The following is a 17,175-nucleotide window of genomic DNA, read 5'->3' as shown; positions in this document are numbered from 1 at the left end:
GGGTCAGGCGGCGGGTTCGTCGTCGGATGCCGCGGGCCGCAGTTGCTCCCGGTAGACGTCGGCCACCCGCCCGAGGTAGGCGGTGATCGTCGCCTTCTCGGCGTCGTCGAAGTCGCCCAGCGCCTGATCGGTGCCGAGGATGAGCGGCAGCAGAGTCGTCATCGCGGCCCGCACGGAATCGGGATTCGGTACGACGACCACACCGCGCCGGTCGCTCGGGTTCGGTTCCCGCGTCACGTGGCCGACGGCGGTGAGGCGGTCGACGACGGTGGTGACGGCCGCCGTGCTCACGCCGAGCCGGCGCGCGAGTTCGGTGGGGCTCAGCGCGCCGTCGCGGATGAGTTCTTCCATCGCGTTGAGGTCCGTCGGGTTGACCGTGAGCTGGCGGCCGAGGTGGCGCTCGAAGTCCGTCGTGAGGTCGAGGATTTCGCGCAGCAGGGCCGTCGCGGGGTGTACGGAGAACGATCCGCGTTCGCCGCGGAGCGGCGCATCGTCTCGTTGCATGCTGCCCACTTTATCGCTACGGTGGCTAAATCGTCGAGTAATAAGATGATCTAACTACTTCCGGTTTTCCAGAAACGATCGAGGATCACAGCATGCGTCGCCTCTCCACCTTCATCACCGCGAAAAAGACCTCGTGGATCGTGCTCCTCGTTGCGCTCGCCGTGTCCGCGGCGATCTTCGCGCTGGGGTCCGGCTCGGACGAAGAGACGTCACCGGGTGTCGGGCTGCCCGACTCTGCCGAGTCGGCGCGTGTCGCTGCTCTGCAGGAGACGCTTCCGGCCGCCGACTCCACGACAGCGCTCTTCGTCTTCGGCCGCGACGGCGACACTCTGACCGACGAGGACATCGCGGCGATCACCGCGGCCGGTACGGCCCTCGCCGCGGATTCGCTCGACGGATTCGTGCCGCCGCCCACGGTGTCCGACGACGGCACGGCGGCGATCGTCGTGGTCCCCCTGGAAAATGTGGCGGATGTCGCGGCGCAGGCCGAGCGTGCCGCCGACCTGCGCGAGATCGCCGGTGCCGATCTTCCCGACGGTCTCACCGCCCTGCTCACGGGACCCGAAGGATTTGCGGTCGACGTCGCCGCGGTCTTCAAGGGCGCCGACTTCACCCTGCTGCTCACCACGGTGCTGGTGGTCGCGGTGCTGCTGCTCATCACCTACCGCAGCCCCTGGCTCTGGCTGGTGCCGCTCGCGGTCGTCGGTCTCGCCGACGGTCTCGCCGGAATCGTCGCCACACGTATCGCCGCAGCCGCGGGGATCGCGCTCGATGCCTCTGTCACGGGCATCCTCTCGGTGCTCGTCTTCGGTGCCGGCACCAACTACGCGCTGCTCCTGATCGCGCGCTACCGCGACGAGTTGCGGCTGGTCGAGGACCGGCACGTCGCCATGGCGCAGGCGCTGCGCGGTGCCGGGCCCGCCATTATCGCGAGCGGCAGCACCGTCGTACTCAGTCTGTTGACCCTTCTTTTTGCCCAGCTCACGGGCAACCGCGCGCTCGGCCTCGCCTGCGCCGCCGGCGTCGTCGTCGCGATGCTGTTCGCCCTCTTCGTGCTGCCGGCCGCGCTCGTGCTGTTCGGCCGCGGACTGTTCTGGCCGTACGTGCCGCGCTTCGGCACCGAGAACAAGGCGCACTCGGGTCTGTGGTTCCGCCTCGGCACCGCCGTCTCGCGCAAGCCCGTCGCCATCGCCGTGGTCGGAGTGCTGCTGCTGGGCGGGCTCGCCCTCGCCGGCGTGCCGCAGATCAAGGTCGGGCTCGCGCAGACCGAGAAGTTCACCTCGGTGCCGGAGGCCGTCGTTGGCCAGGAGATCATCGCCGACGCGTTCAGCGCCGGCAGCGGCTCGCCCGTCGTGGTGATCGCGAACAGCGACTCGGTCGACGAGGTCGTCGCCGCGGCCGAGACCGTCGACGGGGTCGATTCGGCGACCCCCGGAGAATCCGCGGGCGACATCACCCAGATCGACGTGGTCCTCGACGCGGCCGCGGAGACTCCCGAGTCGTTTGCCGCGATCACGGCACTGCGCGGCGAGCTGTCGTCCATCGACGGGGCGGACGCCCTCGTCGGCGGACTCGACGCGCAGACGCTCGACGAGTCCACGGCGCAGCAGGCCGACCAGGATCTGCTGATCCCGCTCATCCTCGCGCTCGTCTTCCTGGTGCTCGTGCTGCTGTTGCGCTCGATCGTCGCCCCTGTGCTGTTGCTGCTCACGGTCGTCGCGTCGTTCTTCGGCAGCCTCGGAGCGAGCTGGTTGCTGTTCGAATCGGTTTTCGGTTTCCCCGCGATCGACACGAATGTGATCCTGTTCAGCTTCCTCTTCCTGGTGGCGCTCGGTGTGGACTACAACATCTTCCTCGTGACCCGGGCGCGGGAGGAGGCCGTGCAGCACGGCACCCGCGGCGGGATGATCCGGGCGCTGTCGTCGACCGGCGGGGTCATCACCAGCGCGGGAATCCTGCTCGCTGCCGTGTTCGCTGTGCTCGGCGTGCTGCCGCTCATCACGCTCACCCAGATCGGCATCATCGTCTGCATCGGTGTGCTGCTCGACACCCTGCTCGTGCGCACCGTGCTCGTGCCGTCCTTGGCATTCATCGCCGGGGAGAAATTCTGGTGGCCGTCGAAGCTGCACGCGCCGGCGCACCTCGCGACTCCGGACGAAAACTCCGACACCGCGGTTGAGGCAGCGCGGCCGTAGCGGCAGCGCGCGCACGGCGGCGACAAGCCCCGCGTACCGCGGCGGCAAGCCCCGCGCGCCGCGGCGACAAGCCCCGCGCACCGCGGCCGCATGCCCGGCGCCGACGGCGGCACGCCTCGCGCGCCGTCACGGCACGCCTCGCGCGCGGCGGCCGCACGACGGGGCACGATGGACGCATGCAGCTCGACCGGGTGCTCGACGAATTCACGCTCTACCTCACGGCAGAGCGCGGCTTCAGCGAGCACACCGTGCGCTCGTACCGGTCCGACCTCGCCGACCTGCTGCGCTTCGCCGCCGAGACCGGGGCCACGACGGCCCGCGACATCGACCTCGAACTGCTGCGGGGCTGGCTCTGGCGTGGATCGACCGCGGGACTCGCCAAAGCGACCCTCGCCCGCCGCTCGGCAACCGCCCGCGCGCTGACCTCCTGGCTGGCCCGCACCGGCGACACGCCGACGGATGCGGCTGCCCGCCTCCGCGCCCCGAAACCCGACCGCCACCTGCCCCGGGTTCTCACCCGCGCGCAGATGGACGACCTGCTCGGCGGGCTCGCCCGTCGCGCTGCCGGCGAACCGACGGTGCCGCGCAGCCCCGCGGCTACAGGCAGGCCCGCGGCTACAGGCAGCCCCGCGGCTACAGGCAGCCCCGCGGCTGCGAGCGATTCCACGGACCCCGACCGCCCCTCGGCCACCGCCCGCGCACTGGCCGCCCGCGACCTCGCCATGGTCGAGCTGCTCTACGCGTCCGCGCTGCGGGTCAGCGAGCTCACCGGGCTCGACGACCGCGACGTCGATCTCGGGCGCCTGACCGTGCGGGTGCTCGGCAAGGGCTCGAAGGAACGCGTGGTGCCGTTCGGTGTGCCCGCGAAGAACGCGATCGCCGCCTGGCGCGAGCTGCGCGGGACCGTTCCCGGCGCTGCCGCGTCCAGCGCGCTGTTCGTCGGCGCGCGTGGTGCGCGCGTCGGCTCCCGCGCCGTCTACCGGCTCGTGGCCGAGCTGCTCGAGACCGTGCCCGGCGGCGGACCCGCGGGTCCGCACGCACTACGCCACACCGCGGCGACCCACCTGCTCGACGGGGGAGCGGATCTTCGGGCCGTGCAGGAGATGCTCGGGCACGCGAGCCTCGGCACGACGCAGATCTACACCCATGTCTCCACCGAGCGGCTCAAAGAGAGCTACGCGCTCGCGCACCCCCGCGCCTGAGAAGGCAGCCGCTGCTGCGGCAGCACCCGGAGCCGCCGACGCGATGACCCGTGTCGGCAGCAGCACCGACCGTTCCATGCCGCCGAGGTAGAGCAGCGGCGACACGTACTCGCCGTCGACCCGCACTCCGAAGTGCAGGCAGAGCGACGAGCAGTGCCCGGGTTGGAGGATGCCGATCTCGGCGCCGCGGACGACGCCGTCTCCCGCGGCGAGCGGGGAGGACACGGGCTCGTAGCTGGACAGCGCGCCGTCGCTGTGCCGGATCGACAGCACCGGCCGGTCGACCACGACGCCGGAGAAGTGCACGACCCCGTCGGCGGGCGCGGTGACCGTGGGCGATTCCGTGCCGATGTCGAGGCCGCGGTGGCCGGCCGAGTACCGCGTCTCGGGGGCGATGAACTCGCGCACGACGGGGTGCGGAGCCGCCACGGGCCATGACCAGCTGCCCGCGGTGGGGGCGGCGGGCAGTACGAGCAGGGGAGTGACGAGCAGGGCCGTCAGCAGCGCGGGGAGGGTTCGCATCCAGCCACAGTGAATGCCGCGGGTGGCCTGCGGCCGTACCGGGCCGGAATTGTGCGGAACGGGGGTACGCAACGGCCTGTGCAGGATCCGCCCGGTGCTATAGTTCTTGGAGCGCTGTGCGTAAGCACGGCGACTACGCGTGCCCGTTGCGACTTCCACGTCGCGCAACGCATCCACTCAGTCCCTTCCCTCGCGGGAGCGGCGGATGCCTGCCGGGCACCAGGTTCACGGCCGACCGGCCGTGGAAACAACTGAGTTGGCGCGAGAAGCCTTAATAGGCGCGCGCCAGAAAAGGAGCACGGCCATGGCCGTTGTAACAATCCGCCAGCTGCTCGACAGCGGCGTCCACTTCGGACACCAGACGCGTCGTTGGAACCCGAAGATGAAGCGCTTTATCCTGACCGAGCGTTCGGGAAGCCACATCATCGACCTCCAGCAGTCGCTCGCCTTCATCGACAAGACCTACGACTACGTCAAGGACACCGTCGCACACGGCGGCACCATCCTCTTCGTCGGTACCAAGAAGCAGGCTCAGGGCTCCATCGCCGAGCAGGCTCTCCGCGTCGGCCAGCCCTACGTCAACCAGCGCTGGCTCGGTGGACTCCTCACCAACTTCCAGACGGTCTCCAAGCGCCTCGCGCGCATGAAGGAGCTCGAAGAGGTCGACTTCGACGACACGAGCCGCGGCTACACGAAGAAGGAACTCCTCATCCAGAAGCGCGAGCTCATCAAGCTGCAGAAGAGCCTTGGTGGTATCCGCAACCTGACGAAGACGCCTTCCGCGATCTGGATCGTCGACACCAAGAAGGAGCACCTCGCGATCGACGAGGCGCACAAGCTCGGTATCCCGGTCATCGCGATCCTCGACACCAACTGCGACCCCGACGAGGTCCAGTACCCGATCCCGGGTAACGACGACGCGATCCGTTCCGTCGCACTGCTGACCCGCATCATCGCGGACGCCGCAGCCGAGGGCCTCGTCCAGCGTCACCAGAAGCCGGAAGACGGCGAAGCCGTCGAGCCCCTCGCCGCGTGGGAAGCCGAGCTTCTCCAGGCGTCCGAGACCCCCTCCACCGAGGCCGAGAAGATCGAGTCCGTTGACGGACTCGTCTCCGGTGCCAAGGACGAGGCAGCCGTGGCCGAGGTCGTCGCCGCCGCCGTTCCCGTCGAGGAGAACGACGCCGACGCAGTCGCCGCCGCGAACGAGGCCGCCGCCGACGCGACCATCGTCCCCGAGCACGTTGTCGAGTCGGATGACGCGACCGAGGCCAAGATCGAGGCAGAGGCAACTCCCGCCGAGAAGAAGCCGGCCGCTCCCAAGAAGTCCTCGAAGTAGTCTTCCCACCCTCTAAGTAAGGAAAAACGATGGCAGATTTCAGCCTCGCAGACCTCAAGACCCTGCGCGAGCGCCTCGGCACCGGCATGGTCGACAGCAAGAACGCCCTCGTTGAGGCGGGCGGTGACCTCGAGAAGGCCACCGAGCTCCTGCGTCTCAAGGGTGCCAAGAGCAACGCCAAGCGCTCCGACCGCTCCACGAGCGAGGGCCTCGTCGCCGCGAAGGAAGGTGCTGGTTCCACGACCATCATCGAGCTCGCCTGCGAGACCGACTTCGTCGCCAAGAGCGACAAGTTCGTCGCGCTCGGTGACAAGGTCATCGACGCTGTTGCGGCCGCTGGCGCGAAGACCGTCGAGGAGGGCCTCGCGGCCCCCGTCGACGGCCAGACCGTCGGAGACCTCATCGGCGGCGAAGCAGCGATCCTCGGTGAGAAGATCGAACTGCGTCGCCTCGCGGTCGTCACCGGCGAGAACTTCGCCGTGTACCTGCACCGCACCAACAAGGACCTGCCTCCGCAGGTCGGCGTTGTCGTCGGCTACACGGGAGACGACGCGGACACCGCCCGCAGCGTTGCCCAGCACATCTCCTTCGCTGACCCGCAGTACCTCACGCGCGAAGACGTCCCGGCCGAAACGGTCGAGAACGAGCGTCGCATCGTCGAGGAGATCAGCCGCGGCGAGGGCAAGCCCGAGGCTGCGCTTCCGAAGATCATCGAAGGCCGCGTTTCCGCGTTCTTCAAGCAGGTTTCGCTGCTCGACCAGGACTACGCCAAGGACAACAAGCTGTCCGTCGGCAAGGTCCTGTCGGACGCCGGACTCACGGTGAGCGGTTTCGCTCGCTTCAAGGTCGGCGCCTAACCGAAATGCCACTGGGGTCCGTGACTGAATAGTCACGGACCCCATTTTTCTGCCCTCACCCCATACCCTTTACTAGATCACTGACCCAGGGAGCTGCCATGACCACCGAGCGCAAGAGACGCGTCCTTCTCAAACTGTCCGGCGAGGCATTCGGCGGCGGGTCGCTCGGCGTGAACCCCGACGTGGTGTCCGCCCTCGCGAAGGAAATCGCCGAGGCATCCGCTGACGCGGAAATCGCCATCGTCGTCGGCGGAGGCAACTTCTTCCGTGGCGCAGAGCTCAGCCAGCGCGGCATGGACCGCGGCCGTGCCGACTACATGGGCATGCTCGGCACCGTGATGAACGCGCTCGCCCTGCAGGACTTCCTCGAGCAGGCCGGCGCCGCCACGCGCGTCCAGTCCGCCATCTCGATGACCCAGGTCGCCGAGCCGTACATCCCGCGTCGCGCGGAGCGTCACCTCGAGAAGGGCCGCGTCGTCATCTTCGGCGCCGGCGCGGGCCTGCCCTACTTCTCCACCGACACCGTGGCCGCCCAGCGCGCCCTCGAGATCGACGCGCAGGTCGTGCTCGTCGCCAAGAACGGCGTCGACGGCGTCTACGACTCCGACCCCCGCACCAACGCGGCCGCTCAGAAGATCGACGAGATCACCTACCAGGAGGCGCTCGTGCAGGGCCTCAAGGTCGTCGACTCCACCGCGTTCAGCCTCTGCATGGACAACGCGATGCCCATGGTGGTCTTCGGAATGGCTCCCGCCGGCAACCTCACCAAGGCCATCCGCGGCGACCGTATCGGCACCCTGGTCTCCAAGTAAGCGCCTCCGCGCACCCCGTCACCCCCGGGTGTCGGGTTATTCCCCGGTTGTTAGCCGGTAAACTCCACTAGACACAAAGGAGCTCTCGTGATTAGCGACGTACTGGCCGAAACAAAAGACAAGATGGCCAAGGCCCTCGAGGCAGCAAAAGAGGACTTCGCGACCGTGCGCACCGGCCGCGCCAACCCGCTCATGTTCCAGAAGATCATGGTCGAGTACTACGGCAGCCCCACGCCGCTGGGCCAGCTCGCATCGCTCAACAACCCCGAGGCGCGCACGCTCATCGTGACGCCCTTCGACAAGACCGCGCTCAAGGAGATCGAGAAGGCCATCGTCGCCGCCCCGAACCTCGGAGCCAATGTCGGCAACGACGGCGAGATCGTGCGCGTGACGCTGCCCGAGCTCACCCAGGACCGCCGTAAGGAGTTCGTCAAGCTCGTCCGCGAGAAGGCCGAGCAGGCGAAGGTCTCGATCCGCAACATCCGTCGTAAGGCCAAGGACGACCTCGACTCGCTCAAGGAAGTCGGCGAAGACGAGATCGCCCGCGCTGAGAAAGACCTCGAAGCAACCACGAAGACCCATGTGGACGCCATCGACGACGCTCTCAAGCGCAAAGAAGCAGAGCTTCTCGAGGTCTAGATGTCGGATCCCGCCGGCGGTCCAGAAAACCGATCCAGGAAATCACCGCACTCGCGTGCCGAGTTCGAAGCGACCGTTGCCGACATCGAGGCGCAGGTGCGCGCCACGAACGACAAGATCAACGCTCGGAGCGGCCGCAACCTGTTCTCGGCGATCCTGATCGGTCTGGCCCTCGGCGGGGGACTGGTCATCAGTCTCATTTTCGTCAAAGAGCTGTTCATGGTGTTCGGCACCATCCTGCTCATCTTCGCGTCGTTCGAACTCGCCAGCGCGCTGCGCTTCGCCGGCCGCGACGTCCCCCGCATCCCCACGGTGATCGCCGCCGTGGCGATCGTGCCCGCGTCGTTCTACGGACTGGCGACCGGCCACTGGCTGGCCACGATCGCCGGCGTCGGGCTGGTCACCCTCTGGCGGATCGCCGAACTGGCCGTTCCGAAACTCCGGGTCTCGCCGCGCGAACTGCTCAAGGACATCGGCGCCGGCGCCTTCATCCAGTCCTATGTGGTCTTCCTCGGCGGCTTCACGGTCCTGCTGACCGCCCAGGACGGCGGCCAGTGGTGGACGCTGGCCTTCCTGATCGTCGTCGTCTCGGTGGATGTCGGTGCCTACGCCTCCGGATTGAACTTCGGCAAACATCCGATGGCCCCGCTGATCAGCCCCAAGAAGACCTGGGAGGGATTCGCCGGTTCCGTCGTAGCCGCCCTCGTCGCCGGAGTCCTCGCGTCGATCTTCATGCTGCAGCAGCCGTGGTGGGTCGGACTCATCCTCGGCGCCACGATGGTCGTCACCGCGACCGGCGGAGACCTCGCCGAATCCCTGATCAAACGGGATCTCGGCATCAAGGACATCAGCACCTGGCTGCCCGGCCACGGCGGATTCCTCGACCGTCTGGACTCGATCCTGCCGTCGGCCGCTGCCGCGTACGCGCTCTACCTCATATTCGCTTAACTCGTCAGAACAACGTGTCAGGATATTCACCGTGAGTACAACCTTTCCCCGCACGCGTAACTCGCGCCGCGGCTACAACGTCGACCAGGTCGAGGACTTCCTCGAAGACGCCCGTCGTGCCTACTCGTCCGAACTCCCCGGCCCCTCGGTCGTGACCGCAGAGAGCATCCGCACCACTGCTTTCGCCATGCAGAAGGGCGGTTACTCCACGACGCACGTCGACGCCGCCCTCGAGCGCCTCGAAGACGCCTTCGCCAGCCGTGAGCGCGACCGCGCCTTCGCCCCTCCCGGCGGCGACGCGGAGTGGTACAGCAAGGCCCGCAGCACCGCGCAAGTCATCCTCGACCGTCTCGCGCGCCCCGAGGGACAGCGCTTCTCGCGGGTCAGCCTGTTCAGCCGCGCGTACGACGTGAAGCAGGTCGACGCGTTCGCCGACCGGCTCGTCGACTACTTCCAGCACGGCAAGCCGATGAGCATCGACGAGGTGCGCCTGAGCGCGTTCCGCGCCACGCACCGCGGCTACAACGAGTCCCAGGTCGACCAGTTGCTCGACGACGTGGTCACCGTGATGCTGGCAGTCCGCTGAGTTTTCGAGGCGACATCCCGAGGGGGATGGGCTACGGTGGATTAACTGTGGATATCCAACGTAGAGATTTCGACGTTTCCGTGCAGCCCGTCGGCGCCAGAAACGCTACTCGGAGAACCAGCACGCGGTCGCGCAAGCCGCTGCCGTTCCTCGCCTTCGCGGCGACGATGAGCTTCGTCCTGGTCGCGATCACCGACCCGACCGCAGCCTTCGCGATGACCGCGCAGACCGACGACCAGATCACGATCGCCCCCGTCGAAGAGGTCGAGACCCAGAGCGTCGTCGCCGTAGGTGTCGACTCCACCGTCGCCCGCGACGCGTTCGAGGTCATCAAGTACGTTCCCCCCGTCGTCGTCGCTCCGGCGTCGAGCGGGGCTCCCGCCGCCGGTACCCCCGATCCCGGGTCCGCCCAGGCGATCGCCCACAGCATGGTGCTCTCCCGCGGCTGGGGCGAGTCCGAGTACAACTGCCTCGTCTCGCTCTGGAAGAAGGAGTCGGGCTGGAACGTGTACGCCCACAACAAGGGCAGCGGAGCCTACGGCATCCCGCAGGCTCTGCCCGGTTCGAAGATGGCTTCCGCCGGCGCCGACTGGGCGACCAATGCGGCCACCCAGATCACCTGGGGCCTCGGCTACATCTCCGGACGCTACGGCACCCCGTGCGGCGCCTGGGGTACCTCGCAGGCCAAGGGCTGGTACTAGGGGTCACCTCCCCACATCCCGCTGCCGTAGTCTGACGACATGGTAGAAAACGGCCTCGTCTTCGGTGTCGTGGCCGTCGTCACGATCGTTGTCGCGGGTCTGTTCAGCAAGAAACTCGGCGTCGCTGCCCCGCTGATCCTCATCCTGGTGGGCTTCGGATTCAGCTACATCCCGGGTGCACCGACCGTCGTACCTCACGAGATCGTGCTGCTCGGCCTGTTGCCGCCGATCCTCTACGCCGCCGCGATCAACGTGCCGGTCGTCGACCTGCGCCGCAACTTCAGCACGATTTCGGCGCTCAGCGTGGGGCTCGTTCTCGTCACCGCATTCGGCACCGGCGTCATCCTGTATCTGATCTTCCCCGACCTGACGCTGGCCGGCGGCATCGCTCTCGGCGCCGTCATCAGCCCCACCGACGCGGTCGCCGCCACGGCGCTCGGCAAGAAGCTCGGTCTGCCCCCGCGACTGGTCACCATTCTCGAGGGCGAGAGCCTAGTCAACGACGCCACGGCGCTCGTGCTGCTTCGCTCGGCGATCGTCGCCATCGGCGGCGCCGTCTCCTTCTGGGATGTCATCGGCGACTTCGCCTATGCCGTCGCGCTCGCGTTGGTGATCGGGCTGCTGGTCGGTTTCGTCACGGTCTGGGCGCGCTCCAAGCTGCGCGACCCGGTGCTCGACACCGCCATCTCACTCGCCGTGCCGTTCATCGCGTTCATCCCCGCCGAGACTCTCGGCGCGAGCGGCGTGCTCGCGGTCGTCGCCGCCGGCCTCTATTCCGGCCACAACAGTGCGAAACGCTTCTCGGCGCAGGCCCGCATCTCGGAGAAGCTCAACTGGCGCACCGTGCAGTTCATGCTCGAGAACGGCGTCTTCCTGCTGATGGGCGTCGAGATCAGCGCGATAATCGCCGACGTGCTCGACAAAGACCTCAGCGTGCGTGCCGCGGTCGAATACGGGCTGCTGATGGCGCTGGTGATCGTCGTCATCCGCTTCCTCTTCATCGGGCCGCTGCTGCTCGTGCTGCGCCGCCGCGGCGATCAGGCCGAGGAGCGCCAGTCGCAGTTCCGTGCCATGCTCGACCGCCTGCGCGGCCGGGCGGAGGGCGACCCCCAGCTGCGGCGCCGTCAGGACCGGGCCGAGCGCATCTTCCAGCGCCGGCAGGGCGACCTGAAGCAGTTGAAAGCCGAGGGCTTCGGATGGCGCGGCGGGATCATCCTCAGCTGGTCCGGCATGCGCGGCGTGGTAACGCTCGCGGCCGCCCAGTCGCTGCCGGAGGAGATCCCGTACCGGTCGCAGCTCATCCTCATCGCCTTCACCGTGGCCGTCGTCACCCTGTTGGTGCAGGGCGGCACGCTGCCGTGGCTGATCAAGGTGAGCGGCATCCGTGGTTCGGACCGGGTCGCCGACCGGCGGGAACTCGCCGAGCTGCTCGACGAGATGAGCGCCGCCGGCCTCGCGGTGCTCGAGAACCCGACGTTCACCTTGCCGAAGGGCGAACCCGTCGACGAGCAGGTCATCGAGCGCGTGCGCCACGATACCCTGCTCAGCGCGGAGTCGGCGTGGGAGCGGGCGAACTACGGCGGGGGATCCGCGGGGATCGCGAAATCGCCGCACCAGCAGTACCGCACGCTGCGGCAGGAAGTGCTCCAGGCCGAACGCGAGGCGCTGCTCGAGGCGCGCTCGACCGGCAGCTACCCGTCGCGCATCCTCGGTCGGGCGCAGGCGATGCTCGACCTGGAAGAGACGCGGCTCGAACAGATCGACAATCCGAGCGGCAGCTAGGCTTACCGTATGCCCCGTTCCAATCGTCCCCGCGGCAAGCGCCCGGGCGACGATGACGACGAGTACGACATCAGCCGCGTTCTCACCGGACGTCGTCGCACCGAGGACAAGCGCGACGGCGTGTGGAACGTGCAACCGGTCGCCGCGGCATCCGCCACCAAGTACTACACCTGCCCCAGCTGCGGCCTCGAGATCGCGCCCGGTACGCCGCACACGGTCGCGTGGCGCGCCGACGGCCTGATGGGCGAGGCGAACGATCTGGCCGCGCGCCGGCACTGGCACTTGCACTGCTGGAAGATCAAACCGTGACCACCAGCGAGAAGGAGCTCCCGTGACCGAGGCCGTCGACATCCGGGGCGGGGTACTGCTGCCCGCCGACCGCGAGGACATCGAACTGCACACCGCCGACGGGCTCACGCTCGTCGGCGAACTCTCGATGCCGTTGTCGGGCGCCCCTGTCGCCACGATCGTCGCGCTACACCCCCTGCCCACCCACGGCGGGTTCATGGACTCCCACATCATCCGCAAGGCCGCAGCGCGGCTTCCGGCGATCGCCGATATCGCGGTGCTGCGCTTCAACTTCCGCGGCGTGACGTCGGCGCGGGGCACCTCGCAGGGAGCTTTCGGCGACGGCGTCGACGAGCGCCACGACTTCGCCGCCGCCATGGACTTCGTTGCCGCTCGCCAGCTGCCGCACCCGTGGGTCGTCGGCTGGTCGTTCGGTACCGAGGTCGCGCTCAAGCACGGTCTCGCCCACCCGCTCGACGGCATGATCCTGTTGTCTCCGCCGCTGCACCGGGCGTCGCCCGCGGAGGTCGCCGCCTGGTCCGGGTCCGACGCGAGTGTCGTCGCGATCATCCCCGAGCTCGACGACTACCTACGGCCGGACGAGGCCGCCGAGAAGTTCGCCGGGGCGCCGAACGTGGAACTGGTGAACGTCGAAGGCGGCAAACACCTGTGGGTGGGGGAGACGCAGACGACGCGCGTCCTCACGGAGATCGTCGCGCGACTCAACCCCGCGGCACTGCCGCTGCCGACGACCTGGCCGTAGTTCGTACAGCTCGGCCCCTACAGGGCGTTCTGCCGCGGGACGACGACTTCCTTGATGATCAGCTGCACCGCGGCGGCGACCGGGATCGCGATGAGCGCGCCGAGGATGCCCAACAGTGTGCCTCCGACGAGGGCGGCGATCACCACGACCACGCCCGGCACCTTCACCGCGCTGGCCATGATGCGCGGGCTGAGGATGTAGGCCTCGACCTGCATGTAGACCACGTAGTAGATCGCGACCACGATGACCTGCCAGCCGGCGCCGTTGAAGAGCAGCACGCAGAGCGAGATGATCACCGACGAGGAGATGGTTCCGACGAGGGGGATCGTGGAGCCGAGGAAGGCGATGAACGCGAGCAGGGCGGAGTACTTGACGCCGAGAGCCGTGAGGACGATGAACGACAGCACGCCGTTGACCAGCGCGAGCGTGATCTGGCCCATGACGAAGCGGCCGACCGAGACGCTGATCTGCTCGGCGAGGTCGATGAAGTTAGCACGCTTCGAGGCGGGCACCAGCTGGTACAGGCCGCGCTTGAGGCTGCCGAGAGATGACACGAAATAGATCATCAGGATCATGATGATGATTCCGCCGAAGACGCCGGTTGCGATGTTGATGCCGACCTGCAGTACTCCGCCGCCGATCGTGCCGATGTTCGTCGGGTCGGCGATGAAGTCGCCGGCCTGCCCGATCAGGTCGTTGACCTCGAGCCAGGGCAGGGCGTCGTCGATGCCGGTGATGATCGAGGCGTCCTGAATGCCGGGGATGATCGTCTTCGTGATGAGCTTGCTGATGTTCTGCACCTGTTCGCTGATCACGGGGATCAGCGCGAACACGAGCCCGGCGAAGATACCGAGTACGCCGACCAGGGTGATGATGATCGCGACCGGGCGCTTGACCTTGTGCCGCTCGAGCCAGGTGACCAGCGGGTCGAGGCCGAGGGCGAGGAAGATCGCCGCACCGATGTAGGTGAGGATCGTGGCGAGATCCGCGACGGCGCTACCGATCAGGATCGCGACGAGGACGCCGAGTCCCGCGAGAAGACCGAGTCGGAACGGATTGTGGATCTTCACGCGGGGTACTCCTGGCTACTCAGTCGCGATCGGGCGCGTTCACGGTTTCGGCCTGGGACAGCAGACCGCGGAGGTTCTCGAAGTATCCCGCGACTGCCTCGCGTTCGATCCTGATCTTAGCGAGACGGTCCTCGGCGTCGGTAACGAGTTTCGTGTTCTGGGTTTCGGCCTCGGCGACGATGGCCTTTGCGCGGGCCTCGGCATTCGCGAGCACCTCGGCAGCGGTGGCATTGGCCTCCGACCGAAGCTTGGCTGCGGCCGCACGGGAATCGTCCTCGAGGGCGGCGGCCTCGGCGCGCTTCTCGGCGGCGCGGAGGTTTGCCTCGTCGAGCTGGGCCTGTGCCTCGCTCAGGTACTTGTTCGTCTGGGCGATCGCTTCCTGCTGCTTCGCCAGCGCCTCCTTCTCGCCCTCGTCACGGCGCGACTTGAGTTCGATGTCGAGGTCGAGGCGGGCCTGCTCGCTGTCGCGAGCGATGGCGGTGCGGGTCTCCTCCACGTCGTGGGCGAGCTGCGCGCGGGTCAGTTCGACCTCGCCGGCGACGGTCTCGCGTTCGCGGGCGATGTCGCGGGCGAGGTCGCTGCGCTGCTGGTCGACCTCGACCGCGAGTGCCGCACGCGCCTCGGTGGTCTCGATGGTGAGCGCGGTCCAGGCCTCGGCCGTCTCGGCGGCGAGAGCGGCAGTGGCGGCCGCTGTCTCACGTTCGAGCGCGATGCGCGCGGCCGTCGTCTCTTTGTTGAGCGCGGCGCGGGTCGTCGCGGTGTCGTTGTCCAGCGCGGTGCGGGCCGCGGCGGTGTCGGCCTCGAGGGCAGCCCATGCGGCGGCCGTCTCGTTCTCGAGCGACGTGCGCGCCTCGGCCGTGTCGGCGGCGAGGGCGTTGCGGGCCGTGGTGATCTCGTGCTCGAGTGCGGCGCGCTCGGCGGCCGTGTCGGCATCGAGGGCGGCGCGGGCGGCGACGGTCTCGTCGTGCACCTCGGCGCGGGCGGTGGTGATCTCGGCCTCGAGCGACGCGCGGGCGGCGGTCAGGGCCGACTCGAGCGTGGCGTTCTTCTCGGTGATGTCGGCCTCGAGCGCGGCGCGGGCGGCCGCGATGTCGATCGCGAGCTCCGCGCGGGCGGTGGTGACCTCGTTCTCCAGGGCGGCCAGCGTCGTAGCGACCTCGTTCTCGAGCTTGGCCTTGCCGTCGCTCACCTCGCTCTCGAGCGCGGTCTTCGTGACGCTGACCTCGTTCTCGAGCGCGGTCCGCGTGCTGGTGACCTCGTTCTCGAGAGCGGCGCGGGTGGAGATGACCTCCGCCTCGAGCTCTGCCTTGGTGGTGCTGACTTCGGATTCGAGCTCTGCGCGCGTGGTGCTGACCTCGGCCTCGAGCGCGGCGCGGGTGGTGCTGACCTCGGACTCGAGCGCTGCCCGGGTGTTCCGGACTTCGGCGGCGAGTTCTGCCTTGGTCGCGATGACGTCGGCGTCGAGCTCGGCACGGGTGGTAGCGACCTCGTTCTCGAGGTCGGCGCGGGTCGTGATGACCTCGTTCTCGAGCCCGGCCTTGGTGGCGGTCACCTCGTTGTCGAGAGCGGCCTTCGCGGCGCTGATCTCGCTGTCGAGGGCGGTGCGGCGGGCGACGATCTCGCTGTCGATGGCGGTCTGCTTGCTGTCGACCTCTTTGGCGAGGTCGGCGCGGGTGGTAGTGACCTCGTTCTCGAGCGCGGCGCGAGTCGTGGTGACTTCGTTCTCGAGGGCGGCCTTGGTCGCCTTCACCTCGTTCTCGAGTTCCGCTGCCACGCGGGCCTTGTCGGCTGCGAGGGCGGCGGTTCCCGCTGCGATCTCGTTGGCGAGTTCGGTGCGTCCGGTGACGAGCTCGTTGTCGAGGGTCGCGCGGCCCGACGCCAGGTCGTTGGCCAGTTCGGTGCGGGCCGTGGTGATCTCGATCTCGAGCTCGGCGCGGGCGGCGGTCGTCTCCTGCTCGAGAGCGGCGCGCACGGCGGCCGCTTCGGCGTCGAGCGCTTCCTTCGCGGCCGTGGTGTCGGCGTCGAGCTGCGCGCGGGTGGCCGCGGTCTCGGCGGCGAGGGCGGCGCGTGCGGCCTCTGTCTCGTTGGCGAGCTGGGTGCGTGCGGCCTCGGTCTCGTTCTCGAGCTGCACGCGGGCGGTCTCGGTGTCACGGGCGAGGTCGGTGCGGCCCTGCTCGACGTCGCGGGCGAGATCGCCGCGCAGCTTGGCGTTCTCGGTCTCGAACTCGACGCGGCCGAGCTCGGTCTCGCGCGCCAGAAGTGCGGCGGCTTCACGGGCCTCCGCAGCCTCGCGGCTCGCGACGACGGTGAGTTCGGCGACTTCGCGTTCGCCGGCGGCGCGGATGGCGGCGGCCTCGCGCTTCGTGGTCGACCGGGCCTCGGCGGCCTCGGTCGCGACGGCGCCGCGGATCGACGCGGCTTCGCGCACCGCGTCGTTGATGAGCGTCTCGGCCTCGGTCTTCGCGCGGCCCAGCACGTGCTCGGCCTCGGACCGCGAGCTGTCGAGCAGCTGGTTCGACTGTGCTGTGGCGTCGGAGACCAGGCGGTCGGCGGTCTCGCGCGCGTCCGCCGACAGCTTCTGGATCTCGTTGTTGACGCTGCTGCGCAGCTTCTCCGCGTCGATGTCCGCCTGGCTGATGAGCCGGGTCGACTGCTCCTCCGCGACCCGCAGGGTGTTCTCGAGCTTGGTGCCGAGTCCGCTGTAGGTGGGTGTACCGGTCTCGTCCAGCTCGGCCTGCAGGTCTTCCGCCACCGCCGCGAGACGCTTGATCTCTTTGGTGGCTTCGGCCCTGTCGGCGTTCGCTTTGATCAGCTCGCGCCGGAGGTCTTGGATTGCTTTGTCTACCGCTTCTTTGCGGTATCCACGCATCTCCGTACCGAAGTCTGTGTCGTCAGCAGCCACGAAAATGCTCCTTGTCGATTAACCGGACGACACGAGTTTAGTGGTCAGGGTGCCCGAGCTTCGTTCAC

Annotated in this window: 15 protein-coding genes and 1 pseudogene; 12 read left to right on the top strand and 4 right to left on the bottom strand. The window is 68.4% G+C overall.

What is annotated here, in order from left to right; genetic code table 11:
* Positions 1 to 3: 3 nt before the first annotated feature.
* Positions 4 to 504: a MarR family winged helix-turn-helix transcriptional regulator gene (locus tag HD599_RS10905; RefSeq protein ID WP_184237302.1), complete on the bottom strand. Its 501-nt coding sequence runs from the start codon at positions 502 to 504 to the stop codon at positions 4 to 6.
* A gap of 92 nt (positions 505 to 596) precedes the next feature.
* Between HD599_RS10905 and HD599_RS10900 the strand changes: the two genes are divergently transcribed.
* Positions 597 to 2,699 carry an MMPL family transporter gene (locus HD599_RS10900; protein WP_184237299.1) on the top strand — a complete coding sequence of 701 codons (2,103 nt, stop codon included), beginning with the start codon at positions 597 to 599 and terminating at the stop codon, positions 2,697 to 2,699.
* Between the two features lie 176 nt (positions 2,700 to 2,875).
* The gene (locus HD599_RS10895; RefSeq protein ID WP_184237296.1) at positions 2,876 to 3,901 is read left to right on the top strand and encodes a tyrosine recombinase XerC; all 1,026 of its coding nucleotides are present in this window, start codon (positions 2,876 to 2,878) and stop codon (positions 3,899 to 3,901) included.
* A 108-nt stretch (positions 3,902 to 4,009) separates the two neighbouring features.
* Here HD599_RS10895 and HD599_RS18205 read toward each other — a convergent pair.
* Positions 4,010 to 4,423 (bottom strand): annotated as a pseudogene (locus tag HD599_RS18205) (M23 family metallopeptidase); the annotation flags it as partial.
* Between the two features lie 304 nt (positions 4,424 to 4,727).
* On the opposite strand from HD599_RS18205, the gene rpsB reads away from it, so the two are divergent.
* The 10 genes from rpsB to HD599_RS10840 all read left to right on the top strand — a co-directional run bounded on the left by rpsB (position 4,728) and on the right by HD599_RS10840 (position 13,135).
* Positions 4,728 to 5,759 (top strand): 30S ribosomal protein S2, encoded by a 1,032-nt coding sequence (rpsB, locus tag HD599_RS10885; protein ID WP_184237293.1) that lies wholly within the window; start codon positions 4,728 to 4,730, stop codon positions 5,757 to 5,759.
* Between the two features lie 29 nt (positions 5,760 to 5,788).
* Positions 5,789 to 6,616, top strand: coding sequence for a translation elongation factor Ts (tsf, locus tag HD599_RS10880; RefSeq protein ID WP_184237290.1), 828 nt, complete (start codon positions 5,789 to 5,791; stop codon positions 6,614 to 6,616).
* 98 nt (positions 6,617 to 6,714) lie between these two features.
* Positions 6,715 to 7,428 (top strand): UMP kinase, encoded by a 714-nt coding sequence (gene pyrH, locus HD599_RS10875; protein WP_184237287.1) that lies wholly within the window; start codon positions 6,715 to 6,717, stop codon positions 7,426 to 7,428.
* 87 nt (positions 7,429 to 7,515) lie between these two features.
* Positions 7,516 to 8,067, top strand: a complete 552-nt coding sequence (gene frr, locus HD599_RS10870) for a ribosome recycling factor (protein WP_184237284.1) — start codon at positions 7,516 to 7,518, stop codon at positions 8,065 to 8,067.
* Positions 8,068 to 9,015, top strand: coding sequence for a phosphatidate cytidylyltransferase (locus HD599_RS10865; protein ID WP_184237281.1), 948 nt, complete (start codon positions 8,068 to 8,070; stop codon positions 9,013 to 9,015). It abuts the gene before it with no gap.
* A 31-nt stretch (positions 9,016 to 9,046) separates the two neighbouring features.
* The gene (locus HD599_RS10860) at positions 9,047 to 9,601 is read left to right on the top strand and encodes a DivIVA domain-containing protein (RefSeq protein WP_184237278.1); all 555 of its coding nucleotides are present in this window, start codon (positions 9,047 to 9,049) and stop codon (positions 9,599 to 9,601) included.
* 47 nt (positions 9,602 to 9,648) lie between these two features.
* Positions 9,649 to 10,302: an aggregation-promoting factor C-terminal-like domain-containing protein gene (locus HD599_RS10855; RefSeq protein WP_343062016.1), complete on the top strand. Its 654-nt coding sequence runs from the start codon at positions 9,649 to 9,651 to the stop codon at positions 10,300 to 10,302.
* Positions 10,303 to 10,341: 39 nt separating this feature from the next.
* On the top strand, positions 10,342 to 12,084 hold the full coding sequence (locus HD599_RS10850; RefSeq protein ID WP_184237275.1) for a cation:proton antiporter: 1,743 nt from the start codon (positions 10,342 to 10,344) through the stop codon (positions 12,082 to 12,084).
* 9 nt (positions 12,085 to 12,093) lie between these two features.
* Entirely contained in the window at positions 12,094 to 12,393 is a 300-nt protein-coding gene (locus tag HD599_RS10845) for a hypothetical protein (RefSeq protein WP_184237272.1), read from the top strand.
* A 22-nt stretch (positions 12,394 to 12,415) separates the two neighbouring features.
* On the top strand, positions 12,416 to 13,135 hold the full coding sequence (locus HD599_RS10840) for an alpha/beta hydrolase (RefSeq protein WP_184237269.1): 720 nt from the start codon (positions 12,416 to 12,418) through the stop codon (positions 13,133 to 13,135).
* A gap of 17 nt (positions 13,136 to 13,152) precedes the next feature.
* Here the strand turns inward: HD599_RS10840 and HD599_RS10835 are convergent, their stop codons facing one another.
* Both HD599_RS10835 and HD599_RS10830 read right to left on the bottom strand, forming a co-directional pair.
* Positions 13,153 to 14,205, bottom strand: coding sequence for an AI-2E family transporter (locus HD599_RS10835; RefSeq protein WP_184237266.1), 1,053 nt, complete (start codon positions 14,203 to 14,205; stop codon positions 13,153 to 13,155).
* A 19-nt stretch (positions 14,206 to 14,224) separates the two neighbouring features.
* The gene (locus HD599_RS10830; protein WP_184237263.1) at positions 14,225 to 17,107 is read right to left on the bottom strand and encodes a coiled-coil domain-containing protein; all 2,883 of its coding nucleotides are present in this window, start codon (positions 17,105 to 17,107) and stop codon (positions 14,225 to 14,227) included.
* Positions 17,108 to 17,175: the final 68 nt, after the last annotated feature.

Source organism: Conyzicola lurida (genome assembly GCF_014204935.1).
Taxonomy (GTDB): Bacteria; Actinomycetota; Actinomycetes; order Actinomycetales; family Microbacteriaceae; genus Conyzicola; species Conyzicola lurida.
Note: the sequence above shows the minus strand (reverse complement) of the source record. Positions and strands in the feature narration are given on the sequence as shown.